This is a genomic window from Enterococcus sp. AZ129 (assembly GCF_051714505.1).
In the GTDB taxonomy this organism is placed as follows: Bacteria; Bacillota; Bacilli; order Lactobacillales; family Enterococcaceae; genus Enterococcus; species Enterococcus faecalis.
Window position 1 is genome coordinate 1,263,496 of the sequence record NZ_JBIORY010000001.1, and the last position, 25,463, is coordinate 1,288,958.

Genomic DNA, 25,463 nt, shown 5'->3' on the forward strand with positions numbered 1-25,463 from the left:
GTGTTCTTTTATGTATGAAAATCTATTACCTCGTTTTTTACGCTATGTGAAAACAGAAACACGCTCAGATGCAACTAGCACAACGACACCATCAACACAAACACAAGTAGCCTTTGCACAAACCTTAAAAAAAGAATTAGAAGAATTAGGGATGAGCGATGTTATTTATAATGAAACAAATGGTTTTGTGATTGCTACGTTACCTAGTAACGTGGAGAAAGACGTTCGTTCAATCGGCTTTATTGCCCATATGGATACGGCTGATTTTAATGCAGTGAATGTTTCTCCGCAAATTGTTGAGAACTATGACGGAGAATCAACGATTCCTTTAGATAAAGAAGGCAAATTCACTTTAAATACGAAAGACTTTCCTAACTTAAAAAATTATCGTGGTGAAACACTTATCACAACAGATGGTACCACTTTATTAGGGGCTGATGATAAATCAGGTATTGCGGAAATAATGACAGCCATGGAATATTTAATTAATCACCCAGAAATTAAACATGGCACCATTCGTGTGGCTTTCGGTCCTGACGAAGAAATTGGTGTAGGTGCCGACAAATTTGATGTCGCTCAATTTAACGTGGATTTTGCTTATACAATGGATGGCGGACCAGTAGGTGAATTACAATTTGAAACGTTTAATGCGGCGCAAGCAGAAATTACAATTCAAGGGAAAAACGTTCATCCAGGAACAGCAAAAAATACAATGATTAATGCGTTACAATTAGGAATTGATTTCCATAATGCCTTACCTGCTGACGAAGTTCCAGAAAAAACAGCAGGTGAAGAAGGCTTTTATCATTTAGCAGCGTTTGCTGGAACGCCAGAAGAAGCTACAATGACGTATATTATTCGCGATCACAATCGCGAGATTTTTGAAGCACGTAAAGCTAAAATTAAAGAAATTCAGCAAACATTGAATGCACCATTTGATGAAGAACGAATCAAAGTTGATTTATTTGATCAATACTATAATATGCGAGAAGTGATTGAAAAAGATATGTCCATTGTCGAAATTGCTAAACAAGCAATGGAAGAATTGTCAATTCAACCAATTATTGAACCTGTTCGCGGTGGAACGGATGGATCAAAAATTTCTTATTTAGGGATTCCAACACCAAATATCTTTGCTGGTGGCGAAAATATGCATGGCCGTTTTGAATTTGTTTCATTACAAGCCATGGAAAAAGCGACCAATGTGATTATTAAAATTGCTGAATTAAATGCAAAATAAATGAGGCACTCAATAGGAAAGTAAGAAAACGGGCAACCGAGAGCTTACTTTCCTGTTGTAGTTTCATGAGTCGTTGAAAATTTTTTTGCAATTAGAATCAGAACAAGGTATCCTAGTACAGTAACTAGTTAGGAGGCCAGAAAGAATGCTTCAGTGGATAGTAATCATTTATTTCCTCGTCATTAATTTAGTATTGTTTAGTATGATGGGTTATGATAAAAAACAAGCAAAACGTGGGAACTGGCGTATTCCAGAACGCCGCTTATTGACGATAGGACTTGTCGGTGGCGGTCTAGGTGGGCTAATGGGACAAAAGAAATTTCATCATAAAACCCAAAAACCAGTTTTTGCATTGTGTTATTCAATTGGCGTAATCGCGATGATTAGCTGCATCTATCTAACGTTTAAGTAAGAACAAAAAAGGAGAAGCGATGAAAGGAAAAGTAAAAATTGGCTTAAATATGTTGTTAATGATTATCGTTTTAGGCGTAATCTTTTATGTCATGGATAATTCACTAAGTGATATTTTTGCTCAACTGATGGAAACGAGTTGGCTGGTGCTGATTGCTGTTATTTTTTTTGGTGTAGTTTATCAATTTGCAGAAGGGCGCTCAATCAAGGAAATAGCTCGTTATTTTAACAAAGACTTTACAACAGTGGATGGTTTTTTTACTTCTTGTTATGTAGCATTTTATCGGATTATTTCATTTGGCACGGGAACCTTGCTTTCAGAAATTTATTTTTATAAGAAAAAGGGAATTCCTGTTTCTAAAAGTGTAGGGATAACGGCATTACATATGATTATGTACAAAGCAGCCGTGATTTTTTTAGCAATTATTGGTTTGATTATTCAATTTTCCCTGTTTTATGAAAATGCGCCTAAGATGATTCCATTCATTTTAGCAGGTGTTATTTTAACATTAGTAATAATTGCAGCATTACTTATTTTATCTAGTAGCTTAAAGTTGCAAGTTTTATTGGTTAAGTTTGCCAATCGTTGGTTTAAACGACCAAAACTAAGAGATTGGGTGGATAATTGTAATTTACAAATCTATTCCTTGCGTGCGGCTGTCCAAACAATTACACAAGATCGCTCAGCGTTGCTTCGAATCTTTTCATGGAATGTATTTAAATTATTATTTTGGTACATTATTCCTTACATTGTTTTAGTAGAAAATCACCCGAATATTGATTTATTATTAGTGATGTCCTTTACCAGTTTTGCTGTTATTCTTTCAGGAGTTATTCCAACACCTGCTGGCATTGGTCCATTTGAATTTGTTTACTTATTGTTGTTTAAACCATTGGTCGGCAATGTTGATGCTGTAGCATCTGTTTTACTGTATCGATTTGGTAGCTTTGTGTTACCCTTTTTGATTGGCTTGGTTTATGTCGCCATTGAGAAACGAAAATCATTACGCATTGAGATTGAAGAAATAAAACGTCAAACAGATGAATAAGGTAGAACGAGAAAAAGAGCGACTCTTTTTCTCGTTCTTTTTTTTTAAAAGGAATTGACTTGTACGAGGGATGTCTTATAATAGACTTAACACATGACTAAAAAATATTTTTTTGAACTAATAAAAATTATGGTAAAGGGGTGGCGAAAATTATTGCTGATTGTACAGCAGTGCTGTTATGCGGCGGGAAAAGTTCACGGATGGGATTTGATAAAGCATTATTGAAAATTCAAGGGCAATACGTGATCTTGCAAACAGCTGAAAAGTTAATGGAACTGTTCGAAGAGGTTATTTTAGTAACGAATGATAGTCAAAAATTTCCTAAGGCGTTTAGAAAATGCACAATCATTCAAGATATGTATCTTGGAAAGGGGCCATTAGGTGGGATTGTGACAGCAATGAACTATACTCAGAAAGCTGAAGTGTTTGTAATTGCCTGTGATATACCAACTTTTTCTCCTAAACTTGTGTATCAGTTAGCCTCTAAGCGTGGACAAAATCAAGTAACAATCTTTGATTTTGAAGGTCGTCAAGAACCATTATTTGGCTTTTATCGATGTTCTTGTTTACCAACATTTCAAAAACAGCTTGCGCAAAATAACTATCAGATTCGGCAAGAATTTGAGCATCTATCTGTAAAAACGGTGCAACTATCAAAAGAGAATCAACTTAAAAATGTCAATCGAAAAGAAGAATTGTCTCAGTGGTATCGATAAAAAGGAGGAATCGTAATGGATTTTTTCAGTAGTGAAGAAATAGTTGCAAGCTTAGGTGATAAGGCAAAAATGAAAGGGAAATTATCGTTTGTTCGACTCTGTATTTTAGGTATCATGGCTGGTTTTTGTATTGCACTAGGTTACTTGGCGTTTATTCGTATCACTGGAACTGCCCCCACAGAATGGGGAAGTTTTAACAATTTTCTGGGTGGAGCTTTATTTCCAGTCGGATTGATAGCGCTTACTTTTGTTGGTGGTGAGTTAGCAACAGGCAATATGATGGTAATGACATTAGGCGTATTACAGAAAAAGGTTCGAGTGGGCGCTCTTTGTTATAACTGGCTAGTTGTTTTATTGACCAATTGTCTAGGCGGATTTCTTGTGGCGTATTTATTTGGCCATATTGTTGGGTTAACTGAAGGTGCGTTTCTGGATAAAACAGTCGCAGTTGCTCAGGCGAAAATTGCTGATCCACCGCTAGTTGCTTTTGTTTCAGGGATTGGCTGTAATATTTTTGTTTGTTTAGCGGTTTATCTCGGAGCGTTGGCAAAATCATATTTAGGTAAAATGTTTGGCTTATGGTTTCCTGTCATGGTTTTCGTTGTTTGTGGGTTTCAACACGTGGTCGCCAATGCATTTATTATTCCAGCGGCAATTTTTTCACAAAGCACCACAATCAGTTGGTGGGATTATTTGCAGAATACACTATGGGTATTTTTAGGCAATGCGGTAGGGGGCAGTCTTTTTATGGCCGTACCATTGATCTTTATGACAAAACCAGCAACTGTCAAACCAAGAGTTGAGAAAACGATTCAGACGGAGGAGCTCTATGGCAATTGAGGTACCAAATATGATTCAAATTGGATCTACTGGTCGGAATAGTGGCAAAACGACATTAGCCGAAGCCCTTATTAAACAGTACAAAGAAGTCTATCCAATTTATGGCTTGAAGATTATTACGATTAGTGGTCAACGAGGTGTGTGTCAACGAGGCACAAAAGGATGCGGAATTTGTACCAGTATTACAGCTGGTTATGAATTAGTAGAAGAGCAAGAGACGATTGGCAATAAAGATACCATGAAATTATTAGCTGCAGGTTGTCAAAAAGTTTTTCTATTGAAAGTTTTTCAAGAAAATTTGGCGGAAGCCATTCAGCAATTTCTGAAAGCTGTGCCGGCCCAAGCATTAATCATTTGTGAATCAAATTCATTACGTAATGTTGTGCAGCCAGGACTATTTCTTATGATGAATAACCAGAATCGCCAAAAAGAATCAGCAAAAAATGTTATAGATAAAGCCGATTTTTGTTTACTATCTGCTGAAATACCAAAAGAATTGCGTATCTATTATCAAGGAGAACAACTTCAAGTTTCACTAAAAAGGGGGAATAAAAAGGAATGTGTGCATTAAGCTTAATTGAAAAAGAAGCGATTATTCTAGAAAACGATGCTGATCCACAACGAATTTTAAATATTTTAATTGAATTACAATTTGCTTCAGAGGAAGGGTATATCGATCAGGAGACAGCTCAATTAGTTGCAGAGCATCTACATTTAACGGAAGCGCGAGTCTATGAAATCGTCAGTTTTTATGCCATTTTAAAGACGGAACCGCAAGCGAAGTATGTCTTGAAGATTTGTAACAGCACACCGTGTCATTATACTGGTGGGGCGATGGTTGCCGAAGTTTTAGAAACCATTTTAGAAGTGCCAGAGAATCAGCCGACACCAGATGGCTTATTTATGTATCACAGTATTCCTTGTATCGGGGCTTGTGATTTAGGTCCAGTAATTAAAATTAAGGACACCGTTTTTAGTCAACTAACAGAAGAGAAAATTTATCAATTAATTCAACATTTACAAAATGATTGCTATGAAGGATTGTAGGAGGTGAGTCAATGCTTAAGAGAAACCAACCAATGTTATTAGAGAGAATGGGAAAAATGCAATCTGCGACCGATGTTGCTGAATATTGTAAATACGATGGATTTGATGGTTTAAAAAGAGCAATTTCACTATCGGATGAAGAAATTTTAAACGAACTGGATGTTGCTCACTTAAGAGGTCGCGGTGGAGCAGCCTATCCTTTAGGAAAAAAATGGCGCCATCTTTATCATGCAAAAGGAACCACAAAGTACATTGTTTGTAATGCTGATGAAGGCGAACCAGGGACCTTTAAGGATAAAGTACTTTTATCTGAAGATCCATTGAGTGTGATTGAAGGAATGATTATTGCTGGCTATTTATTTTCAGCAAAAGCAGGTTATATTTATATGCGAGGAGAATATCGCAGAATCCAAAAAACATTTCAAGAAGCACTGGATAATGCACGACAAGCTGGCTTTTTAGGGGAAAACATTTTAGGAATTGAAGGATTCAATTATGATATTACGATTATTTCTGGTGCTGGCGCCTATATTTGTGGGGAAAATTCAGCACTTTTAAATTCAATTGAAGGAAAAACGGGGCGGCCGCGTGTCAAACCACCACACTTAGCAGATGTTGGTTTATATTTGCAACCAACATTAGTAAATAATGTTGAATCATTTGCAAGTGTTCCTGTAATTTTACGAGAAGGTGGACAAGCCTTTTTAGAGATGGGGACTGCCGATGGTGGCGGAACAAAGCTAATTTGTTTGTCTGGACATATTAAAAATCGGGGCTTATACGAGGTCAACCTTGGAACACCATTAGAAGAAATAATTTATAGCGAGCAATACGGCGGAGGCTCTGCAACTGGTCGATCATTAAAATTTATTCACTTCGGTGGACAATCCGGTCCAATTGGTGCTGTCGCAACGTTAAGGGATTGTTTGTATTCCTACGAAGATTTATGGGCCCATGACTTATCTGTCGGCTCTGGCGCAATTGTAGTAATGGATGATTCAGTCAATGTTGTGGACTATTTAGTACACGTGGCGGCCTTTTTTGCTCATGAGTCCTGTGGTAAATGCACCCCTTGTCGATTGGGAACAACTAGGATTTTGGAATTATTGAGTAAATTCAATCGGAACGAGGCAACAGCTAGTGATTTGCCACGATTGGAAAAGATGCTCACACATGTCACGCGATTATCAGCTTGTGGTTTGGGCCAATCCGTCGCAAATCCAATGAAGAGTGCATTGGCTTTGTTTCCAGAAGAATTTGAAACGACTGCTGAAACAGAAATCTATGCCACCAGCAAAGGAGGTTGGTAAAAATGAAAACAAAGTTGCATACGCAAACAGTTACGTTGTCTATTGATAACCAAGAAGTAACTGTGCCTAAAGGGACTACTATTCTCGAAGCAGCGAAAGGGCTAGGTGTTGAAATTCCAACGCTCTGTCATTTAAAGGAATTAGCACCTGATGGTTCTTGTCGGATGTGCGTGGTTGAGGTGGAAGGCGGCCGACGTGGTGGCTTAACAACTGCTTGTACGGCACATTGTCAAGAGAACATGGTTGTGTCAACACATTCTGAAAAAGTTGCTGATTCCAGACGTTTTATTCTTGATTTATTATTGAGTAATCATAAATTAGAATGTTTTTCTTGTGGAAAAAACGGGGATTGTCAATTACAACAGTATGCGCTAGATTATGGGATTGATGCCACTAGCTTTACCGAGGGAAAAAGAATGCCTTGCCATCAAGAAGATACCAGTAATCCATTTTTCTCTTATGATCCAGAAAAGTGTATCATGTGTCGTCGTTGTGCCCGTGTCTGTCAATTGCGGCAGGGAAGAGATGTACTTAGTATTGCTAATCGTGGCTTTGAAACAAAAATGATGCCGAGTTATGGGCAGGCGTTTGATCAATCTATCTGTGAATCATGTGGCAATTGTGTCTCTTCCTGTCCTACAGGTGCGTTAACAGCAAAAGATACAAAAGAGTACCGCAAATGGGAAACCCAGAAAATTCCTACAACTTGTCCACATTGTGGGACAGGCTGTCAGATGAATTTACTCGTTAAAAATAATCGTTTGGTGGGTGTTGAACCCCTGGATGGACCAGCTAATAAAAATTTACTTTGTGTGAAAGGAAAATTTGCTTCATATAAATTTGTTGGGTCAGGAGATCGCTTAACGGAGCCATTAATTAAACGGAATGGGATTTTTGAACCTGCTTCTTGGGAAGAAGCCTTAACGCTTGTTTCGTCAAAATTTAACGAAATTAAAGCAGAAAACGGTCCGGATGCTCTTGCTGGTTTTTCGTGCTCTAGAGCGACAAATGAAGATAATTATGTCTTTCAAAAAATGGTGCGTGCTGCTTTTGGGACCAATAATGTTGATAACTGTGCCCGTGTTTGTCATTCGGCTTCGGTCCATGGTTTAGCCCAAACCTTAGGCTCTGGTGCGATGACCAATCCTATTGCTGATATCACTGAAGATGTCGACATGATTTTATTAGTAGGTTCCAATCCAGAAGAAGCTCATCCAGTTATTGGTGCGCAAATTCGCCAAGCCATCCAAAGAGGAACACAAGTTGTTGTTGTTGATCCGCGGAAAATTAACTTAGTGAAAGATAGTGCACTGCATTTACAAGTTCAGGCGGGAACGAATGTCGCATTTGCTAATGGCATGATGCATGTGATTTTGAAAGAAGGTTTAGCAGATCGCCACTTTATTGAAGAACGGACAGAAGGATTTTCAGATTTAGAAAAAATGGTGGCTGATTATACGCCGGAAAAAGTCGCAGAAATTTGTCATATTCATCCAGAAGATTTAATTCAAGCAGCACGCATGTATGCAAAAGCAGAGAAAGCACCAATCATTTATTGTTTAGGCGTAACGGAACATTCGACAGGAACTGAGGGTGTTATGAGTATGTCTAATTTGGCAATGTTGGTTGGTAAAGTTGGAAAACCAGGCTGTGGTGTCAATCCTTTGCGAGGTCAAAATAATGTTCAAGGTGCTTGCGATATGGGCTGTATGCCTTATGATTTCCCAGGCTATCAAAAAGTCAATAATCCAGAAGTAATCGACAAATTTGAAAAAGCTTGGCATGTGCCGTTAAATCGAAACACAGGTTTAACTTCTACTAAAGTCTTGCCAGCAGCAACGGCAGGAAACGTCAAAGGCCTTTATATTTTTGGAGAAGATCCAATTGTTACGGATCCAGACACAGGACATGTTCGTCAAGCTTTAGAAAGTTTAGACTTTTTAGTCGTTCAAGAATTATTTATGACAGAAACGGCTGCTTATGCAGATGTCGTTTTACCAGGCATCAGTTATGCAGAAAAAGACGGGACATTTACAAATACAGAACGGCGCGTGCAAAGAGTCCGCAAAGCTGTTGAACCAAGGGGACAAGCGCGAGAAGACTATGAAATTTTTTGTGAAGTCATGACACGAATGGGCTATCCTTGTGCGTATGAATCTGCAAAAGAAATTATGGAAGAAATTTCAGCTGTGACGCCTTCGTTTGGTGGAATTAATTATGAACGATTAGAGAAGGAGAGCTTACAATGGCCTTGTCGTAGCTTGACAGATCCAGGTACGCAGATTATGCATGTGGGCAGTTTTGCTCGTGGGAAAGGTTTATTTAAAGCAATTCCGTATAAGCAAGCACAAGAATTACCAGATGAAGAGTACCCGTATTTAATGTCGACAGGCCGAATGCTTTACCATTACAATACCCGAGCAATGACAGGACGAACGGAAGGGATTAACCAAATAGCGAATCACTCTTATATTGAGATAAATGCAGTCGATGCACAAGCTCTGGGAATCCAAGAAGGTGACAAAGTTGAAGTTCATTCTCGACGTGGCAAAATCGAAACCTATGCGGCTGTCGGAAATCGAGTATTTCCGCAAGAAGTCTTTATGACATTCCACTTTCCAGATGGGAATGTTAACGAAATCACCAATGCTGTATTTGATGATATCGCCACAATTCCTGAATATAAAGTTTGTGCCGTTGCGATTAAACCAGTGAATAAATAAAAAAGGATGGTTAAAACATGATCGAGTTGGAAGAAGCACGAGAGAAAATGACCCAACATATGAAGAGTCAATGTGAAACAGAAGAAGTGGCGCTGCTTGATTCCTTGGGGCGGATTAGCGGAGAAACCATTTTTGCAGAGACAGCGATTCCTCATTTTCCTCGTGCCGGGATGGATGGGTATGCCGTTCGTGCAGTAGAAACACGAGGTGCGACTGCTGAAAGCCCAAGTTGTTTAAAAGTCGTCGGTTCTTTAGTGGCAGGGGATTCCATGTTTTATTGTAATCAGACGAATAACTGTGCGATTAAAATAACGACAGGTGCTTTTATTCCAACCGATTTTGATGCTGTAGTGCCACAAGAATGGACGGATTTTGGGCAGGACCATGTTAAAATTTTTCGCTCTGTCACTGCGGGCCAAAACTATGCGGAAATTGGAGAAGATATTGCTTTTCAGCAAAAAATTTTAGCAAAACATCAACAGATTAATAGTCGCATGATTGGTTTGTTGGCAATGCAAGGGATTGATAAAGTTGTTGTTTTGAAGCGCATGAAGGTGGGGATTTTAGCGACCGGTAGTGAGTTAGTTTCTTTGGAAGAACCACTGTCAGTTGGGAAAATTTATAATAGTAATCTCTACATGTTAGCAGCTTTTGTCAAAGCGAGTGGTAATGAAGTAATCCACCTAGACCATTGTTCAGATGACCCTGAAGAATTAGCGAAGAGGCTGATTGAGATTTCACCAAAACTTGATGTATTAATTACTTGTGGTGGTGTTTCGGTAGGTGAAAAGGATAATTTACCTTTAGCAATTAAACGTATCGGAGGAACAGAGTTGTTTCATTTTGTAAATATGAAACCTGGAACTCCAGTTATGGGAAGTAAATTTCAAGAAACACTCATTTTAAGCGTTTCAGGCAATCCGTTTGCGGCAATGGTTAATTTACATCTTTTTTACTGGACATTATTAGCTACTTTTTTTAATTGTGTCGAGTTAAATCTCAAGGAACGAACAGTAATTTTAGCGCATGAATTAGCCCCCAGTAGACTACGTCGATTTTACCGAGCGAAAGAAATAGATGGCAAAGTAAATTTAGTGACAAAAAGTCATCTTTCATCCAATTTATCAAATACTTTAGAAACAAATTGCCTGCTAGAACAACCAGCTGGTGTGTTACTCAAAAAAGGCGCGCTTGTAAAAGTCTATTATTGGCAAACTTGATGACAACCTGACCTAAGATTAGTATGAAAGTAAGCCATCAGTCGAGTCGACTGGTGGCTTATTGCTTATCAAGTTTTAAGACTAAGACAAAAGTCTGGTCAGGCTAAGCGAAGCACGTAATTTTTGTCGCTTAACTTTTTTAACTTCGATTTCTCGCTAAAAAAAATTATGGATGCCAGATTGTTTTTTTGATGCAAGAGTGATACACTTGAAAAAGAAGTATTGTGTAAACGTTAACAAATGTCAAATGTGAGGTGGAGAAATGGTTCAAAGTAAGGAATTTACGCACTTGAATACACAAGGAGAAGTGCATATGGTTGATATTTCGGAAAAAAATGACACTCAAAGAACAGCCCTCGCTTATGGAGAAATTCACATGTTGGAAGCGACAGCAGAAGCGATCCAGACCCAAATGATTAAAAAAGGTGAAGTATTACAGGTAGCAAGAGTAGCTGGGATTACCGCCGCAAAACGAACGTTTGAATGGATTCCTTTGTGTCATTTGGTTGCTTTGACAAAGTGTGAAATTCAGTTTGATTGGCGCAATCAAACTTGTTTAGAAGTACGTTGCTTTACAAAAACAGTGGGTTCAACTGGCGTTGAAATGGAAGCGCTAACAGGTGTGCAGGCAGCACTCTTAACAATTTATGACATGTGTAAAGCAATTGATCGAGGAATGACAATGACAAACATTGGTTTATTAGAGAAAAATGGTGGACGCAGTGGTCATTTCATTCGTTCTTCAATTAAATCAAAGGAAAGTGATGAGTGAACAGCATGAAAGATGCATTTAACCGTGAAATTGATTATGTTCGTTTGTCTTTAACAGATCGTTGTGACTTACGTTGCACGTATTGCATGCCAGCAACAGGTCTTTGCTTTTTAAAAAAAGAGCAGCTTCTAACAGATGATGAGATTATTTTTTTACTGAGGATATTAGCGAAAGAAGGCATCAAAAAAGTTAAATTAACAGGTGGTGAACCGCTTGTTAGACCGAATTTACTCTCATTAATTAAAAGGATAAAGCAAATCTCAGGCATCGAAAAAGTAACCTTAACAACTAATGGCATGAAGTTAGCTCGTGAGGCTCAAGGGTTAAAAGAGGCGGGCTTGGACGGTATTAATATTAGCTTAGACACTTTGGATCCAGAAGAATTTCGAGAAATAACAAGAGTTGGTCAGTTAAGGAATGTTCTGGCGGGCTTAGAACAAGCGATTGATGCGGGACTACCTAATATCAAAATTAATACTGTAGCTAGGAAAGAGCTAAGTGAAGCAACAATTGTAGAACTGGCTGAAATCGCTAAGAAAGAGACTGTGCATCTTCGTTTCATTGAAATGATGCCAATTGGATTAGGGAAGGCGCATCCAGGTAAGCAACAAGAAGAAGTAGAAGCCATTTTAACCAAACATTATGGAACGTTGCAACCATACCAAAAACCATTAGGCAATGGCCCTGCTAGTTATTACGCCTTAAAAGATTTTAAAGGGAAAATAGGTTTTATTAGTGCATTAGGGCATTGTTTTTGCGAGACGTGCAATCGAATCCGAATTACTGCAGACGGCCATTTAAAAACGTGCCTGCATTCTGCAGACGGCTACTCGTTAAAGGAAGCTTTAGCTAAGGAACAAACAGCAGAATTGTTAGGGATTATCAAGAGTGGCATTGCCTGTAAGCCTGAAAAACATCTTTTCTTGGAACAACAAGGAGAACAACGATTTATGTCACAAATAGGAGGGTAAGTATGAAAACAGGAGAAATTATTGCAATAAATATTAGCCCGCGAAGAGGCACACAGAAAAAGGAAATTCCTGAAGTCAACTTAATTAAAGGTTTCGGATTAGAAAATGATGCGCACGGCGGTAATTGGCATCGACAAGTCAGTTTGTTATCTTTTGAAGAAATAACGGCTTTCAATGAAAAAGGAGCTCGGGTTGGCAATGGTGCTTTTGGGGAAAACATAATCGTCTCAGGGATTGATTTACGTCAATTACCTGTTGGAACGAAAATGAAAATAGGCGATTCCGAATTGGTGGTTACTCAAATTGGGAAAGAGTGCCATAAACACTGTCAGATTTACGCGCGAGTGGGCGATTGCATCATGCCTAGAGAAGGAATCTTTGCAGTTGTTGTGACAGAAGGTCATATTAAAAAAGGAGACCAGTTAGACGTTGTTTAAAGTGGGCATTGTAACATTAAGTGATCGTTGCTTTCAGGGGCTTGCTGTCGACCAATCGGGTCCCTTGATTCGTGAACAGTTACCTGTGCTCTACCAGGTAACCAAACAAACCATTTTACCAGATGAAGAAAATCAATTAGTAGAGCTATTGCAAGAGTGGTCTAAGACATGTGATTTGATTTTAACGACAGGCGGCACAGGGTTGAGTGAACGGGATCGGACCCCAGAAGCTACCTTACGTGTAGCAGAGCGAATCATTCCTGGGATCAGTGAGGGCTTGCGTCAACTTAGCTTGGAAAAAACACCATTTGCTATGTTAAGTCGAGGCGTTTCTGTTCAAAGAGGACGCACGCTCATTGTTAATTTGCCTGGTAGCCCGAAAAGTGTAACAGAACATTTGCATTTTTTGTTGCCTGTTTTGCCCCACGCTTTGGATTTAATCACAAATAAAAAAATCATACATGATGAGGAATAAACCATGAAAACAATTCGAACAGAAGAGGCAGTTGGCCTTCCGTTGAGTCATGATATTACGCGAATTGACTATGGAAAGACCAAGGAAGTGTGTTTTAAAAAAGGACATATAGTTGTTCAAGAAGATATTCCAATTCTTTTATCATTAGGGAAAAAACATCTGTTTGTTTCCTTGGATCCAGCAGAAATACATGAAGAAGAGGCAGCGACATTTTTGTATAACCTGTTAACAGATGACTCATGTCAGCCGAGTGAAGTCCATGAAGGAAAAATTGTTGCTAAAGCTAGCACGAGAGGTCTTTTAAAAGTCAATCGAGAAAAATTAATTGCTTTAAATGAAATTGAAGGTCTCGCCTTGTCAACTAAAGTTACCAATATAGAAGTTCAGAAAGATGAAAAAGTTGCAGCCTTTCGAGTGATTCCACTAACGATTTCTAAAAGCCAATTAGAAAAGGCACGCCAGCTCAGCACGTCTGAGCCACTAATCTCTGTGAAACCTTTCAAAAAAATACGGGTCGGGATTGTAACTACTGGCAGTGAAGTTTACACAGGATTGGTTGAGGATGCTTTTTACCCTGTGTTAAAAGCCAAGTTCTCCGCGTATCCTTTAGTTACGATTGTCAAGCAAGAAATTGTCGATGATCAGCCGCAAAAAATTACTGTTGCGATCAAAAAGATGTTAGCACAAGGGTTTGATCTGATTGTTTGTACAGGTGGTATGAGTGTAGATCCTGATGATTTGACACCGTTAGCAATTAAGCAGACAGGTGCTGAAATCGTAACCCATGGGACACCAGTCTTACCAGGTTCAATGTTTTTGCTAGCTTATAAAGGAGAGCAAACGATCATTGGCTTACCAGGCGGTGTTTTATTTTCAGAAAAAACGGTTTTTGATTTGTTGTTACCAAGATTAATGGCCAAAGAAGTGATAAAAAAATCTGAAATTATTGACTTGAGTTATGGCGGGTATTTATAAAAGAAAAGAGGCGTTCAAATGTCTAAACAAAAAAAGGCTGTGTTCCTGCTTAGTTTATTCAGTTTAGTTGCCCTAATTGCTGCATGTACAAATCAGCCGCAAAAAGAAACAGTTTCAACAAAAAAAGAAGAAATAACCCTTGCGGCAGCAGCTAGCTTAGAATCAGTCATGGAGAAGAAAATTATTCCTGCCTTTGAAAAAGAGCATCCAGATATTCAGGTAACTGGAACCTATGATAGTTCTGGAAAATTACAGATGCAAATTGAAAAAGGCCTAAAAGCCGATGTATTTTTCTCGGCTTCGACAAAACAAATGAATGCATTGGTTGCAGAAAAACTAATTAATAAGAAAAGTGTCGTTCCTTTATTGGAAAACCAGCTCGTTCTAATCGTACCTAATCAAGATCAAGCAAAGTGGCATGATTTTTCTGATTTAAAAAAGGCCCAAATGATAGCAATTGGTGATCCTGCGAGTGTTCCAGCTGGTCAATATGCCGAAGAAGGCTTAAAAGCTTTAGGTGCTTGGTCCTATGTAGAAAAACACGCAAGCTTTGGCACGAATGTAACAGAAGTCCTTGAATGGGTAGCTAATGCAAGTGCAGAAGCTGGCTTAGTTTATGCGACAGATGCAGCAACCAATTCAAAAGTAGCGATTGTTGCGGCCATGCCTGAAGCTGCTTTGAAAAAGCCAATCATCTATCCAGTTGGTAAAGTTGCCGCCTCTAAGAAACAAAAATCAGCGGATGCTTTTTTAAATTTTTTACAGAGTCAACAATGCAGAAAATATTTTGAAAATATTGGCTTTAAGTTAACAAAGTAGGTGGGAAAATGGATGTTCGACCAATTCTTTTATCTTTTCAGACAGCAATAATCGCCATTTTATTTACTTTTGTTTTAGGAACAGGCGTTGCGTATATTGTTTTTCGTTTGAAAAATCGTAAATTAAAAATTCTTTTGAATAGTTTATTTACGTTGCCATTAGTTTTACCGCCGACTGTTTTTGGTTTTTTTCTCTTAACTATTTTTGGTGTTCAGCAACCAGTGGGCCAGTTTTTACTTGATTTTTTTGCCATTCAAGTTGTTTTTTCGTGGCCAGCTACGGTTATTGCTGCCGTTGCTGTTTCATTTCCTTTAATGTATCGTTCAGCCTTAACGGCGTTTGAACAAATGGATAGTGAATTGTTGGCGGTAGCCCAGACACTTGGGTTTTCGGAAAGTCGATATTTTAGAAAAATTGCGCTACCTTTGTCGATGAACGGTCTCTTGGCCGGTGGCGTGTTAGCCTTTGCCCGTGGGTTAGGCGAATTTGGAGCGACGACAATGTTAGCAGGGAATATTGCTGGCAAAACAAGAACGCTTCCTTTAGCTATCTACTCTGCTGTAGCAAGTGGGGATTGGCGCTTAGCCAATCAATATGTTGTAATTATGTTATTACTTTGCCTGATTATTTTATTTTTTACGGAATTTTTTAGTCAGCGCGCTTGGAGAAGATCGGAATGAGATTAATTGTTGATATTCAAAAAGAATTGAAAAGTCATACTTTGCAAATTCAGTTTGAAACAAAGACGCAAACAACAGGAATTTTAGGTGCTTCTGGTTGTGGCAAGAGTATGTTATTAAAATGTATTGCGGGTGTTGAGACTGCGGATAAAGGTCAGATTGTTTTAAATGATCAAGTCTTATTCGATGCTGAAAAAAAGATCAATTTGTCGCCGCAACAACGAAAAATTGGTCTTTTGTTTCAACAGTATGCGTTGTTTCCTCATTTATCGGTAGTACAAAATCTGACGTGCGTGACAAAAGATTTACAATTGGTCACTCAATTGCTTGCGTCTTTTCACTTAACTAAAGTCCAACAACAATATCCTAGTCAACTTTCTGGAGGACAAAGACAGCGAGTGGCTTTTGCGCGAATGCTAGCGGCTCAGCCGGCTTACCTATTATTAGATGAGCCATTTTCCGCATTAGATGCACCCTTAAAGGAAGAGCTGCAAATTGAACTTCAACAGCGATTAAGTAATTTAAATCAACATGCCTTAATTGTGAGTCATAGTTTAGATGAACTGTATAAGTTATGTCAGAGTTTAGTGATAATCACAAAAAACCAAACACTTTTTGGTGCAACAAATCAATTATTTAACCAACCTCAAACGATTGAAGCAGCTAAACTCACTGGTTGTAAAAATATTTGGCCTGTCAAACGCATAGATGCGCACAGAGTCCAAGTGATTGGTTGGCAACAAACACTAATGGTTACACAAGAAGTTCCTATTTCTTGTCATTCTATTGGTATTCGGGCCCATGATTTCACAACAGAACCGCAGGCAACCAATCAGATCGAAGTGCATCACTTACAAACATTGTCAGCACCTTTTGAACAAAGTGCTTGGTTTCAACACCAACAAACCAAAATTTGGTGGAAAGGCAGCAATAGACTCAATCCGAAAGTTATTACTCAGTTATCCATTCCACCTACAGCAATTATGCCATTATGTCTATAAAATAGAAAAAGATTACGTGAAGCGGTTGACATATGATTGCATCTTCATTTATAATAGATTCATGAAAGGTTATTCATGTAAACGGAATAATCGCTATTATATAGGGAGTGAAGGTGTTTAAATGCAAAAGAGTTATAAACTAGAAGGACTTGATTGTGCAAGTTGTGCAGACAAAATTGAAAAATCTGTCCAAAAAATTCACGGAGTAGAAAAAGCGCGTGTGGACTTCATGGCTGAAAAAATGACACTGGAAGTTGAATCAGGACATGATTTAGAAGTCGAAAATGAAGCGCGTGCAGTGATTGGTAAGTTAGAACCAGATGTCAAAGTTATTTCTTTAAAAGATGTCAAAGAAGAAGAAGGACGTAATCCCAATAAGAATCGCTTAATTCGTATCATTATTGCATTTGTTTTATTTTTAGCACTTATTATCATTAAGCCAAGTAATAATTGGGTTGCTTTGGCGTCTTATTTAGTCGTTTATGTCTTAATTGGTGGCGACATTGTCAAACGAGCGGTAACGAATATTTTTCGTGGGGAAGTGTTTGATGAAAATTTCTTAATGTCTGTGGCAACGATCGGGGCATTCTTTATTGGGGAATATCCCGAAGCTGTGGCAGTAATGTTGTTCTACCAAGTCGGCGAATGGTTCCAAAGTGCTGCGGTTGATCAATCCAGAAAATCAATTGCCAAATTAATGGATATTCGTCCGGATTCAGCAAATCTTTTAGTAAATGGACAAATAAAAGCGGTCGCTCCAGATACAATTGAAATTGGGCAACAAATATTAGTGAAACCAGGTGAAAAAGTTCCATTAGATGGTCAAATTATTGATGGATCAAGTATGGTAGATACCTCTGCGTTGACTGGTGAATCCGTTCCAAGAACGGTCAAAGTCGGCGATGAAATCTTAGGTGGTTTTATTAATAAAAATGGGGCCTTGACCATTAATGTTACGAAAAAATTTGGGGATTCAACAGTTAGCAAAATTTTAGATTTAGTTGAAAATGCTAGCAGTAAAAAAGCCCCTGCAGAAAACTTTATTTCTAAATTTGCTCGTTACTATACACCAGTTGTCGTTGTTTTAGCTGTCTTATTGGCAGTGATTCCACCATTTATTTTCCCTGATACTTCTATTAATGAATGGGTTTATCGGGCATTAACGTTCTTGGTTATTTCTTGCCCATGTGCCTTAGTCATTTCTGTTCCTTTAAGTTTCTTCGGTGGAATTGGCGGAGCCAGCAAACTAGGTGTTTTAATTAAAGGAAGTAACTATTTAGAAATTTTAGCGAATACGGAAACAATTGTTTTTGATAAAACTGGTACGCTAACAAAAGGAAATTTTGTGGTTCAAAACATAACTAGTGTTGTTTTACCTGAAGAAGAGTTGTTACGTTTAACAGCAACAGCAGAACAATTATCCACTCATCCTATTGCTATTTCTATTAAAGAAAGCTATGGCAAAGAAACTGTTCCAGCAACAGCAATTGAAGAGGTTGCCGGACACGGTATCAAAGCCACAATTGAAGGTAAAACAGTTTTAGTCGGTAATGCGAAGTTAATGAAACAATTTGGTATCGAAGCACCAGAAGTGAAGGAAGCGGGAACTTTAATTTTTGTCGCTATTGATAATCAATTTGCAGGCTACTTAGTGATTGCGGATCAATTGAAACCAGACGCCATTTCAGCAATAAAAGAATTAAAGGCTGAAGGGGTCAAACAAACTGTTATGCTGACTGGAGACAATCAACAAGTTGCAGAAGCTATTGCAAAAGAAGTTGGTGTTGACAAAGTTTATGCAGAACTTTTACCAGATGGCAAAGTGGATCGTTTAGAAGAGTTGTTAAAAGCATCTTCACCTAAAAACAAAGTTGCCTTTGTTGGTGACGGTATGAATGATGCACCTGTTTTAGCCCGGGCTGATGTTGGGATTGCCATGGGTGGTTTAGGAAGTGACGCGGCAATTGAAGCTGCAGATGTGGTGATTATGAATGATGAACCAAGTCGTATCGCCTCTGCGATTAAATTATCAAGAAAAACATTGAGAATTGTTAAACAAAACATTATCTTTGCAATTGCTGTTAAAATCATTGTCTTGGTACTAGGTGCATTAGGCTTGGCTTCAATGCAAGCAGCAGTGTTTGCTGATGTTGGTGTAACTATTATCGCTGTTTTAAATGCTATGCGTTGTTTACGTGTAGAAAAGATGCAAGATAATAACTAAGCCTTAAAAAGTACAGCTGAAACAAACATTTTTAGCTGATTATCAGAGTTTGAGCGTGGGACAAAAATCACTTTGACTTTTTGTTCCACGCTTTTTCTCCTACACAATTTCTATTCGTTCTTAAATTGCCAGAGTTCTTGTAAAGAAATCTTTAAATTTTTCGCTTTGTGGCATATAATAAGAGAGAATTTGTACGAAAATTGCGCTTCGCTTTTTTTTCATGGTACAATAAGCAAGAATGGATTGATTTACAGGAGGGAACCTCAACATGGCATCAAATGAAAAAACACGATATAAAGTAATCATTGCAGACCATACGTATACAATTATTGGCCAAGAGTCAAAACAACATATGGATTTAGTCACAAAAATTGTCAACGAACAACTGGCGGAAATTAAACATCTTTCTCCGCAAACTGATACGGAACAAGCTTCTGTTTTATTAGCAATTAATGCAATTTCAGATCAACTAAAAAAACAAGAATATGCTTTAAAATTGGAAAAACAAGTAGCAGATTTAAAACAGAAAACCATTCGTTTGGCTGAATTAGAGAATCGTGTGCGCCGAATGGAAATTATCGAAGAAGAAGCACGGGATGTTTTGAAAAAGAATGGACAAGAAGATGTAGAAATTCATAATCATGTGGAAGCCCAACAAATTTTGAATGAAAATCGAAAACAGCAGATTCAAAATAAAGGTGTTTCGGAGTAGTTCCTGAAAGGATGACAAGATGTTAACAATACTTATTTTATTACTTTTAGCCTTTGGATTTTATACAGGAGCTAAACGAGGCTTGATTTTACAAGTGCTCTATTCGGTAGGTTACTTAATTTCATATTTTGTTGCTCGAACCTATTACAAAGAGGTCGCTTCTCATTTAGAATTGTATATTCCATATCCATCGGTTACGCCAACGTCAAAGCTTGTCTTTTTTAATCAAGAGATTTCTTTAGACTTAGACAAAGCCTTTTATTCAGCGGTTGCGTTTCTATTATTGCTGTTTGTAGGCTGGTTAGTCGTTCGTTTTTTAGCTATCTTTTTACATGGATTAACATTTATTCCAGTTTTGAAACAGGTAAATGGACTATTAGGTGGCGTATTAAGTGTTCTTGTGTTATACGTGGGTCTTTTTCTAGTGTTAGCTACGGCGTCAATGATTCCGTCAGATATTGTCCAAAATCAGTTTCGGTCAAGTGGCTTGGCACGAGGCATTGTAAAAAATACCCCAATTCTAACAAAACAAGCATATGAATTATGGGTTGAACCAATTACGAAATAAAGCTGAATGGGACTGAGATAGAGATAAGAAGTAAGTGAGCAAAGCGAAACTTCTTATGTTATGTCTCAGTCTTTTCAACAAATGAAAAAGTTAGAAAAGTAGGTGGAAAAATGAATCAGCGTATTCTATCAACATTAGGGTTTGATAAAGTAAAACAACAGTTGTTGCAATTTATTGTGACAGCTCAGGGGACAAACGAAGTTTCGGAATTATTACCGATTGCTGATGAAAATAAAATTCAATCATGGCTAAATGAAACACAGGATGGTTTAAAAGTTCAACGATTACGTGGTGGAATCCCCATTCCTAAATTAGAAAATATCCAACCACACATGAAACGGATTGAAATTGGTGCGGATTTAAATGGCATAGAATTAGCACAAGTAGGCCGTGTCTTGTCGACTACTTCAGAACTGACTCGTTTTTTTGATGAGTTAAGTGAAAATGAAGTGGATTTTGAACGTTTATATATGTGGCGAGAGCAACTAGAAGTTTTGCCTGAATTAAATCGCCAACTCAAACAAGCCATTGATGATGATGGCTACGTCACAGATGAAGCTTCGCCAGCCTTAAAGGCAATTCGGCAAAATATTCGACGTAGTGAGCAGACCATTCGAGAAGAACTAGATAGTATTATTCGTGGGAAAAACGCACGTTACCTTAGTGATGCCCTTGTTACTATGCGAAATGAACGCTACGTGATTCCAGTCAAACAAGAATATAAAAATATTTTTGGTGGCGTGGTTCACGACCAAAGTGCTTCAGGACAAACCTTATTTATTGAACCTAAACAAATTTTAGAAATGAATAATCGCTTGCGACAACAACAAATTGCCGAAAGAAATGAGATTACTCGCATCTTGGCAGAACTGTCGGCTGAGTTGGTCCCTTATCGCCGAGAAATTACGCATAATGCTTATGTCATCGGTAAACTTGATTTTATTAATGCTAAGGCGCGACTAGGAAAAGAGCTAAAAGCAGTTGTTCCAGAAATTAGTCAAGCAAATCATGTAGTTTTTAAACAAGCCCGGCACCCACTATTGGATCCAGAAAAAGCTGTAGCCAATGACATTGTGATTGGAGAAGAATATCAAGCAATTGTGATTACAGGGCCTAATACCGGCGGGAAAACCATTACTCTGAAAACGTTAGGTCTTTTACAATTAATGGGTCAAGCTGGATTACCTATTCCAGTTGAAGAAGAAAGTAAAATGGGTATTTTTACAGAAGTATTTGCGGATATCGGGGATGAACAATCGATTGAACAAAGTTTAAGTACTTTCTCTTCACATATGACGAATATCGTGTCTGTCTTAAAGAAAGTCGATCATCAAAGTTTAGTACTATTTGATGAATTAGGTGCTGGGACAGATCCGCAAGAAGGGGCCGCTTTAGCGATTGCCATTTTAGATTCATTGGGTGCTAAAGGAGCCTATGTGATGGCAACAACCCATTATCCTGAATTAAAAGTGTATGGCTATAATCGAGCTGGAACAATCAATGCCAGTATGGAATTTGATGTAGATACTTTGAGTCCAACCTATCGTTTATTAATTGGCGTGCCTGGCCGAAGTAATGCTTTTGAAATTTCGAAACGTCTTGGATTAGATAACAGTATTATTGAAGCTGCAAAACAAATAATGGACGGTGAAAGTCAAGATTTAAACGAAATGATTGAAGACCTGGAAAACCGTCGCAAAATGGCCGAAACTGAATACTTAGAAGCTCGCCACTATGTCGATGAATCGGCCGCTTTGCATAAGGAACTAAAAGAAGCCTATCAAGTATTTTTTGAAGAACGAGAAAAAGAATTACAAAAAGCGCGGAAAGAAGCAAATAAAATTATTGCAGAAGCGGAAGAAAACGCAGAAACCATTATTTCTGATATTCGCAAAATGCAATTGGAAAGTGGCCAACAAGGTGGTGTCAAAGAACATCAGTTAATTGATGCGAAAACACAACTTTCTCAATTACACCATGAAGAAACCAAGCTTGCTAAAAACAAAGTGCTGAAGAAGGCGAAAGAACAGAAAAAATTAAAAGCTGGCGATGAAGTAATTGTCAATACTTACGGCCAACGAGGGACCTTATTAAAAGACAACGGCAAAGGACAATGGCAAGTCCAATTAGGCATTTTAAAAATGAACGTATCTGAAGAGGATATGACGCCTGTCGCTCCACAAAAAGAAGCAAAACCAAGAGTTACAACGGTTCGTTCTGCAGAAAGCAGTCATGTTGGCACACAACTAGACTTACGTGGCAAACGCTACGAAGAAGCATTGGCAGAAGTTGACCAATACATTGATGCTGCGATTCTAGCGGGCTATCCACAAGTAACCATTGTTCACGGCAAAGGAACAGGTGCATTAAGAACCGGAATAACGGAATTTTTAAAAAATCACCGCAGTGTGAAAAGCTATGAATTTGCACCACAAAACCAAGGTGGTAATGGTGCGACTGTCGTAAAATTCCAATAAACAAGGACTTACAATAAGTAAGCAGAACACTCGCTATCTTAGAGATGACGTGTTATACTAAGCATGTAATAAGAGTAAAGAGTAGGAGGTTTGTGAAATGACACAAGCAATTACCGATAAAGATTTTGCAACAGAAACAGATGAAGGATTAGTCTTAATCGACTTTTGGGCAACTTGGTGTGGCCCTTGTCGTATGCAAGCACCCATCTTAGAACAATTATCTGAAGAATATGATGAAGACGAAGTGAAAATCGTCAAAATGGATGTGGATGAAAATCCTGCAACACCAGCAAGTTTTGGAATCATGAGCATCCCAACATTGCTATTGAAAAAAGATGGCGAAGTTGTTGAAAAAGCAGTCGGTGTTCATACAAAAGACCAATTGCAAGCAATGATTGCCAAACACTTATAAACGTTGATTAGTCATTACGAATAGTCTGATTCAGTCTGAAGAGAAATCATTAGCGATTGTCTTTTCAGGCTGTTTCTTTCGTACATAAAGTAGCGGCTTTTTTTGTTTAATTACAAAAAGAGGTGTATAATAGACGAAGCATTTTGTTAGAAAGGAAGTATCGTATGAACGAACGAATAAAAAATAAATTAGCACTGCTTCCTGATCAACCTGGTTGTTATTTAATGAAAGATAAAAACGGCACGATTATCTATGTTGGTAAAGCCAAAATTTTGAAAAACCGTGTCCGGTCTTATTTTCGTGGTAGCCATGATACTAAGACAGAACGATTAGTCAGTGAAATCGATGATTTTGAATATATTGTGACAGAATCGAATATTGAAGCACTTTTATTAGAAATTAATTTAATCCATAAAAATAATCCCAAATATAACATCATGTTAAAAGACGATAAAACCTATCCTTTTATCAAAATCACAAACGAAAAATATCCTCGTTTAATGATTACTCGAAAGGTTTTAAAAGACAAAGCGTTATATTTCGGGCCATATCCAGATGTAAATGCAGCGAATGAAACAAAGAAACTGTTAGATCGGCTTTTTCCTTTGCGAAAATGTAATCCATCGCAAAAAACACCTTGTTTGTATTATCATTTAGGACAATGTTTGTGTCCCTATGCTTTTGATGTGGATCCGCAAGTCTACAAAGATATGGTGGAAGAGATTAAAGGGTTTCTCTCTGGTGGACATACAGAAATTCAGGACCGCTTACAAGAAAAAATGGCTTATGCAGCTGCACATATGGAATTTGAAAAAGCTGCAGAATTTCGCGATCAAATCAAAGCGATTGAAACAGTTATGACTCGCCAAAAAATGACGAATGTGGATTTAATTGATCGTGATGTGTTTGGCTACGCTGTTGATAAAGGCTGGATGTGTGTCCAAGTATTCTTTGTCAGACAAGGAAAATTAATCGAACGGGATGTATCGATTTTTCCATTTTATGATGATGCCAGTGAAGCATTTTTAACTTTTATTGGACAATTTTATCAAGAGAATGAGCATTTTGTGCCAAAAGAAGTCTTGATTCCTGATGACATTGATAAAGAAAGCGTTGAAGCTTTATTAGCTACGAAAATCTTGCAGCCGCAACGGGGAGAAAAGAAAAAACTGGTTAAATTAGCCAGTAAAAATGCTGCAGTTGCTTTAAATGAAAAATTCGATTTGATTGTACGGAAACAAGAACGAACAATTGGCGCAGTTGAAAAATTAGGCAATGCGATGAACATACCTGCGCCCATTCGAATTGAAGCATTTGATAATTCAAATATTATGGGAACAAACCCTGTTTCTGCGATGGTTGTGTTTATTGACGGACGGCCAGCTAAAAATGAGTATCGAAAATATAAAATAAAAACTGTGCAAGGTCCTGATGATTACGCTTCCATGAGAGAAGTCATTTATCGCAGATATTCACGAGTTTTAAAAGAAGGCTTGCCTTTTCCTGATTTAATTTTAATCGATGGTGGTAAAGGCCAAGTCGATGTTGCTAAAGATGTGTTAGCCAATCAACTAGGAGTCGATATTCCTGTAGCTGGATTAGCCAAGAACGACAAGCACAAAACGAGTGAACTTTTATTTGGTCCAAACTTAGAAGTTGTACCATTGGAAAGAAACTCACAAGAATTTTTCTTGTTGCAACGAATCCAAGATGAAGTCCATCGTTTCGCCATCACATTCCATCGTCAATTACGTAGTAAAAATAGTTTTGCTTCCAAATTAGATAACATTGAAGGCTTGGGACCGAAACGCAAAAAAAATCTTTTAAAAGAATTTAAATCGCTTAAAAATATTACGGCAGCCAGTGTTGAAGAATTAAGAAAAGCTGGGTTACCTGAAACTGTCGCAAAGAATGTGTATCGTCATTTGCACCAAGAAACAACCTCTGAGATAGAAAAATAAATGAAAATGAACCAGACCAATTAGGTGCTTTTCCTAATTTGTCTGGTTTTTTTATTCAATTTTTTCATGAAAAGTTGAACTCTCAAGAAAATATGATAACGATTTCTTTCGTGATATACTAATACTAACTTAAAAGAGAGGACGTCTGATCATGAAAATACTAACACCCGTTTATCAAATAAAATTTAAAAAAGTACCAAATCAATTACTGATTGATGAGCGTTTAATGAATGAATTGGGTAGATGGCTGAATCGTACAGGTCGAATTTGGGCCTGCCAATCATCAAAATCGGCAAAGGAATTTAAAAATACATTTTATGAAAGCACAGGCTTGACCGCAAATGAAGTGCATATTTCTACCGAGACGGATGGCCTTTTTCGTTTAGCAGAAAATAAAGCGTCTGATTAAAGTGCAACATCTTT

General features: G+C 37.9%; 25 protein-coding genes. All 25 read left to right on the forward strand.

Going from position 1 to position 25,463, the window contains the following annotated elements; genetic code table 11:
- The first annotated feature begins 10 nt into the window (after positions 1 to 10).
- The 25 genes from pepT (at position 11) to IGJ90_RS06415 (ending at position 25,449) form a co-directional block, all read left to right on the forward strand.
- Positions 11 to 1,240, forward strand: a complete 1,230-nt coding sequence (pepT, locus tag IGJ90_RS06295) for a peptidase T (protein ID WP_002360428.1) — start codon at positions 11 to 13, stop codon at positions 1,238 to 1,240.
- A 145-nt stretch (positions 1,241 to 1,385) separates the two neighbouring features.
- On the forward strand, positions 1,386 to 1,652 hold the full coding sequence (locus IGJ90_RS06300) for a DUF1294 domain-containing protein (protein ID WP_002360427.1): 267 nt from the start codon (positions 1,386 to 1,388) through the stop codon (positions 1,650 to 1,652).
- A gap of 19 nt (positions 1,653 to 1,671) precedes the next feature.
- The gene (locus tag IGJ90_RS06305) at positions 1,672 to 2,700 is read left to right on the forward strand and encodes a lysylphosphatidylglycerol synthase transmembrane domain-containing protein (protein WP_002360426.1); all 1,029 of its coding nucleotides are present in this window, start codon (positions 1,672 to 1,674) and stop codon (positions 2,698 to 2,700) included.
- Between the two features lie 140 nt (positions 2,701 to 2,840).
- Positions 2,841 to 3,416: a molybdenum cofactor guanylyltransferase gene (mobA, locus tag IGJ90_RS06310; RefSeq protein WP_002361748.1), complete on the forward strand. Its 576-nt coding sequence runs from the start codon at positions 2,841 to 2,843 to the stop codon at positions 3,414 to 3,416.
- A 15-nt stretch (positions 3,417 to 3,431) separates the two neighbouring features.
- Positions 3,432 to 4,256: a formate/nitrite transporter family protein gene (locus IGJ90_RS06315; protein WP_002366617.1), complete on the forward strand. Its 825-nt coding sequence runs from the start codon at positions 3,432 to 3,434 to the stop codon at positions 4,254 to 4,256.
- Positions 4,246 to 4,827 (forward strand): hypothetical protein, encoded by a 582-nt coding sequence (locus IGJ90_RS06320; RefSeq protein ID WP_010819971.1) that lies wholly within the window; start codon positions 4,246 to 4,248, stop codon positions 4,825 to 4,827. The genes IGJ90_RS06315 and IGJ90_RS06320 overlap by 11 nt, the downstream gene beginning before the upstream one ends.
- On the forward strand, positions 4,815 to 5,303 hold the full coding sequence (locus tag IGJ90_RS06325) for an NADH-quinone oxidoreductase subunit NuoE family protein (protein WP_002357722.1): 489 nt from the start codon (positions 4,815 to 4,817) through the stop codon (positions 5,301 to 5,303). The genes IGJ90_RS06320 and IGJ90_RS06325 overlap by 13 nt, the downstream gene beginning before the upstream one ends.
- Positions 5,304 to 5,314: 11 nt before the next feature.
- On the forward strand, positions 5,315 to 6,613 hold the full coding sequence (locus IGJ90_RS06330; RefSeq protein WP_002374946.1) for a complex I 51 kDa subunit family protein: 1,299 nt from the start codon (positions 5,315 to 5,317) through the stop codon (positions 6,611 to 6,613).
- 2 nt (positions 6,614 to 6,615) lie between these two features.
- The gene (fdhF, locus tag IGJ90_RS06335; protein WP_002366621.1) at positions 6,616 to 9,336 is read left to right on the forward strand and encodes a formate dehydrogenase subunit alpha; all 2,721 of its coding nucleotides are present in this window, start codon (positions 6,616 to 6,618) and stop codon (positions 9,334 to 9,336) included.
- 17 nt (positions 9,337 to 9,353) lie between these two features.
- Positions 9,354 to 10,556 (forward strand): molybdopterin molybdotransferase MoeA, encoded by a 1,203-nt coding sequence (locus IGJ90_RS06340; protein WP_002366622.1) that lies wholly within the window; start codon positions 9,354 to 9,356, stop codon positions 10,554 to 10,556.
- 262 nt (positions 10,557 to 10,818) lie between these two features.
- Positions 10,819 to 11,328 carry a cyclic pyranopterin monophosphate synthase MoaC gene (moaC, locus tag IGJ90_RS06345; RefSeq protein ID WP_002369470.1) on the forward strand — a complete coding sequence of 170 codons (510 nt, stop codon included), beginning with the start codon at positions 10,819 to 10,821 and terminating at the stop codon, positions 11,326 to 11,328.
- Positions 11,325 to 12,299, forward strand: coding sequence for a GTP 3',8-cyclase MoaA (gene moaA / locus IGJ90_RS06350; protein ID WP_002374938.1), 975 nt, complete (start codon positions 11,325 to 11,327; stop codon positions 12,297 to 12,299). Before moaC ends, moaA begins: the two co-directional genes overlap by 4 nt.
- A gap of 2 nt (positions 12,300 to 12,301) precedes the next feature.
- Positions 12,302 to 12,736: an MOSC domain-containing protein gene (locus tag IGJ90_RS06355; RefSeq protein WP_002357714.1), complete on the forward strand. Its 435-nt coding sequence runs from the start codon at positions 12,302 to 12,304 to the stop codon at positions 12,734 to 12,736.
- Positions 12,729 to 13,211, forward strand: coding sequence for a MogA/MoaB family molybdenum cofactor biosynthesis protein (locus IGJ90_RS06360; RefSeq protein ID WP_002365607.1), 483 nt, complete (start codon positions 12,729 to 12,731; stop codon positions 13,209 to 13,211). Before IGJ90_RS06355 ends, IGJ90_RS06360 begins: the two co-directional genes overlap by 8 nt.
- Before the next feature lie 3 nt (positions 13,212 to 13,214).
- Positions 13,215 to 14,186 carry a molybdopterin-binding protein gene (locus IGJ90_RS06365; protein ID WP_202564723.1) on the forward strand — a complete coding sequence of 324 codons (972 nt, stop codon included), beginning with the start codon at positions 13,215 to 13,217 and terminating at the stop codon, positions 14,184 to 14,186.
- Between the two features lie 18 nt (positions 14,187 to 14,204).
- Positions 14,205 to 15,005, forward strand: coding sequence for a molybdate ABC transporter substrate-binding protein (gene modA / locus IGJ90_RS06370; protein WP_002360416.1), 801 nt, complete (start codon positions 14,205 to 14,207; stop codon positions 15,003 to 15,005).
- 8 nt (positions 15,006 to 15,013) lie between these two features.
- On the forward strand, positions 15,014 to 15,685 hold the full coding sequence (gene modB, locus IGJ90_RS06375; protein ID WP_002357709.1) for a molybdate ABC transporter permease subunit: 672 nt from the start codon (positions 15,014 to 15,016) through the stop codon (positions 15,683 to 15,685).
- Complete coding sequence (locus IGJ90_RS06380) at positions 15,682 to 16,686, forward strand: ATP-binding cassette domain-containing protein (RefSeq protein WP_173958533.1); 1,005 nt, start codon at positions 15,682 to 15,684, stop codon at positions 16,684 to 16,686. The genes modB and IGJ90_RS06380 overlap by 4 nt, the downstream gene beginning before the upstream one ends.
- A gap of 121 nt (positions 16,687 to 16,807) precedes the next feature.
- Complete coding sequence (locus tag IGJ90_RS06385) at positions 16,808 to 18,910, forward strand: heavy metal translocating P-type ATPase (protein WP_010712414.1); 2,103 nt, start codon at positions 16,808 to 16,810, stop codon at positions 18,908 to 18,910.
- A gap of 268 nt (positions 18,911 to 19,178) precedes the next feature.
- The gene (gene zapA, locus IGJ90_RS06390; RefSeq protein WP_174121077.1) at positions 19,179 to 19,622 is read left to right on the forward strand and encodes a cell division protein ZapA; all 444 of its coding nucleotides are present in this window, start codon (positions 19,179 to 19,181) and stop codon (positions 19,620 to 19,622) included.
- A 19-nt stretch (positions 19,623 to 19,641) separates the two neighbouring features.
- A complete protein-coding gene (locus IGJ90_RS06395; RefSeq protein ID WP_174121076.1) occupies positions 19,642 to 20,190 on the forward strand; it encodes a CvpA family protein in 549 nt (182 codons plus the stop codon).
- Positions 20,191 to 20,300: 110 nt separating this feature from the next.
- Positions 20,301 to 22,667 (forward strand): endonuclease MutS2, encoded by a 2,367-nt coding sequence (locus IGJ90_RS06400; protein WP_002369462.1) that lies wholly within the window; start codon positions 20,301 to 20,303, stop codon positions 22,665 to 22,667.
- Between the two features lie 97 nt (positions 22,668 to 22,764).
- Positions 22,765 to 23,079, forward strand: coding sequence for a thioredoxin (gene trxA, locus IGJ90_RS06405; protein WP_002357703.1), 315 nt, complete (start codon positions 22,765 to 22,767; stop codon positions 23,077 to 23,079).
- A gap of 164 nt (positions 23,080 to 23,243) precedes the next feature.
- Positions 23,244 to 25,040, forward strand: coding sequence for an excinuclease ABC subunit UvrC (uvrC, locus tag IGJ90_RS06410; protein WP_002366633.1), 1,797 nt, complete (start codon positions 23,244 to 23,246; stop codon positions 25,038 to 25,040).
- Positions 25,041 to 25,191: 151 nt separating this feature from the next.
- The gene (locus IGJ90_RS06415; protein WP_002366634.1) at positions 25,192 to 25,449 is read left to right on the forward strand and encodes a DUF3884 family protein; all 258 of its coding nucleotides are present in this window, start codon (positions 25,192 to 25,194) and stop codon (positions 25,447 to 25,449) included.
- Positions 25,450 to 25,463 lie beyond the last annotated feature (14 nt).

What these genes read in the sequence shown, in the direction of transcription:
- pepT (WP_002360428.1), top strand. Translation starts at nt 11, where the DNA reads ATGTATGAAAATCTATTACCTCGTTTTTTACGCTATGTGAAAACAGAA.
- IGJ90_RS06300 (WP_002360427.1), top strand. Translation starts at nt 1,386, where the DNA reads ATGCTTCAGTGGATAGTAATCATTTATTTCCTCGTCATTAATTTAGTA.
- IGJ90_RS06305 (WP_002360426.1), top strand. Translation starts at nt 1,672, where the DNA reads ATGAAAGGAAAAGTAAAAATTGGCTTAAATATGTTGTTAATGATTATC.
- IGJ90_RS06315 (WP_002366617.1), top strand. Translation starts at nt 3,432, where the DNA reads ATGGATTTTTTCAGTAGTGAAGAAATAGTTGCAAGCTTAGGTGATAAG.
- IGJ90_RS06320 (WP_010819971.1), top strand. Translation starts at nt 4,246, where the DNA reads ATGGCAATTGAGGTACCAAATATGATTCAAATTGGATCTACTGGTCGG.
- IGJ90_RS06325 (WP_002357722.1), top strand. Translation starts at nt 4,815, where the DNA reads ATGTGTGCATTAAGCTTAATTGAAAAAGAAGCGATTATTCTAGAAAAC.
- IGJ90_RS06330 (WP_002374946.1), top strand. Translation starts at nt 5,315, where the DNA reads ATGCTTAAGAGAAACCAACCAATGTTATTAGAGAGAATGGGAAAAATG.
- fdhF (WP_002366621.1), top strand. Translation starts at nt 6,616, where the DNA reads ATGAAAACAAAGTTGCATACGCAAACAGTTACGTTGTCTATTGATAAC.
- IGJ90_RS06340 (WP_002366622.1), top strand. Translation starts at nt 9,354, where the DNA reads ATGATCGAGTTGGAAGAAGCACGAGAGAAAATGACCCAACATATGAAG.
- moaC (WP_002369470.1), top strand. Translation starts at nt 10,819, where the DNA reads ATGGTTCAAAGTAAGGAATTTACGCACTTGAATACACAAGGAGAAGTG.
- IGJ90_RS06355 (WP_002357714.1), top strand. Translation starts at nt 12,302, where the DNA reads ATGAAAACAGGAGAAATTATTGCAATAAATATTAGCCCGCGAAGAGGC.
- IGJ90_RS06365 (WP_202564723.1), top strand. Translation starts at nt 13,215, where the DNA reads ATGAAAACAATTCGAACAGAAGAGGCAGTTGGCCTTCCGTTGAGTCAT.
- modA (WP_002360416.1), top strand. Translation starts at nt 14,205, where the DNA reads ATGTCTAAACAAAAAAAGGCTGTGTTCCTGCTTAGTTTATTCAGTTTA.
- modB (WP_002357709.1), top strand. Translation starts at nt 15,014, where the DNA reads ATGGATGTTCGACCAATTCTTTTATCTTTTCAGACAGCAATAATCGCC.
- IGJ90_RS06380 (WP_173958533.1), top strand. Translation starts at nt 15,682, where the DNA reads ATGAGATTAATTGTTGATATTCAAAAAGAATTGAAAAGTCATACTTTG.
- IGJ90_RS06385 (WP_010712414.1), top strand. Translation starts at nt 16,808, where the DNA reads ATGCAAAAGAGTTATAAACTAGAAGGACTTGATTGTGCAAGTTGTGCA.
- zapA (WP_174121077.1), top strand. Translation starts at nt 19,179, where the DNA reads ATGGCATCAAATGAAAAAACACGATATAAAGTAATCATTGCAGACCAT.
- IGJ90_RS06395 (WP_174121076.1), top strand. Translation starts at nt 19,642, where the DNA reads ATGTTAACAATACTTATTTTATTACTTTTAGCCTTTGGATTTTATACA.
- IGJ90_RS06400 (WP_002369462.1), top strand. Translation starts at nt 20,301, where the DNA reads ATGAATCAGCGTATTCTATCAACATTAGGGTTTGATAAAGTAAAACAA.
- trxA (WP_002357703.1), top strand. Translation starts at nt 22,765, where the DNA reads ATGACACAAGCAATTACCGATAAAGATTTTGCAACAGAAACAGATGAA.
- uvrC (WP_002366633.1), top strand. Translation starts at nt 23,244, where the DNA reads ATGAACGAACGAATAAAAAATAAATTAGCACTGCTTCCTGATCAACCT.
- IGJ90_RS06415 (WP_002366634.1), top strand. Translation starts at nt 25,192, where the DNA reads ATGAAAATACTAACACCCGTTTATCAAATAAAATTTAAAAAAGTACCA.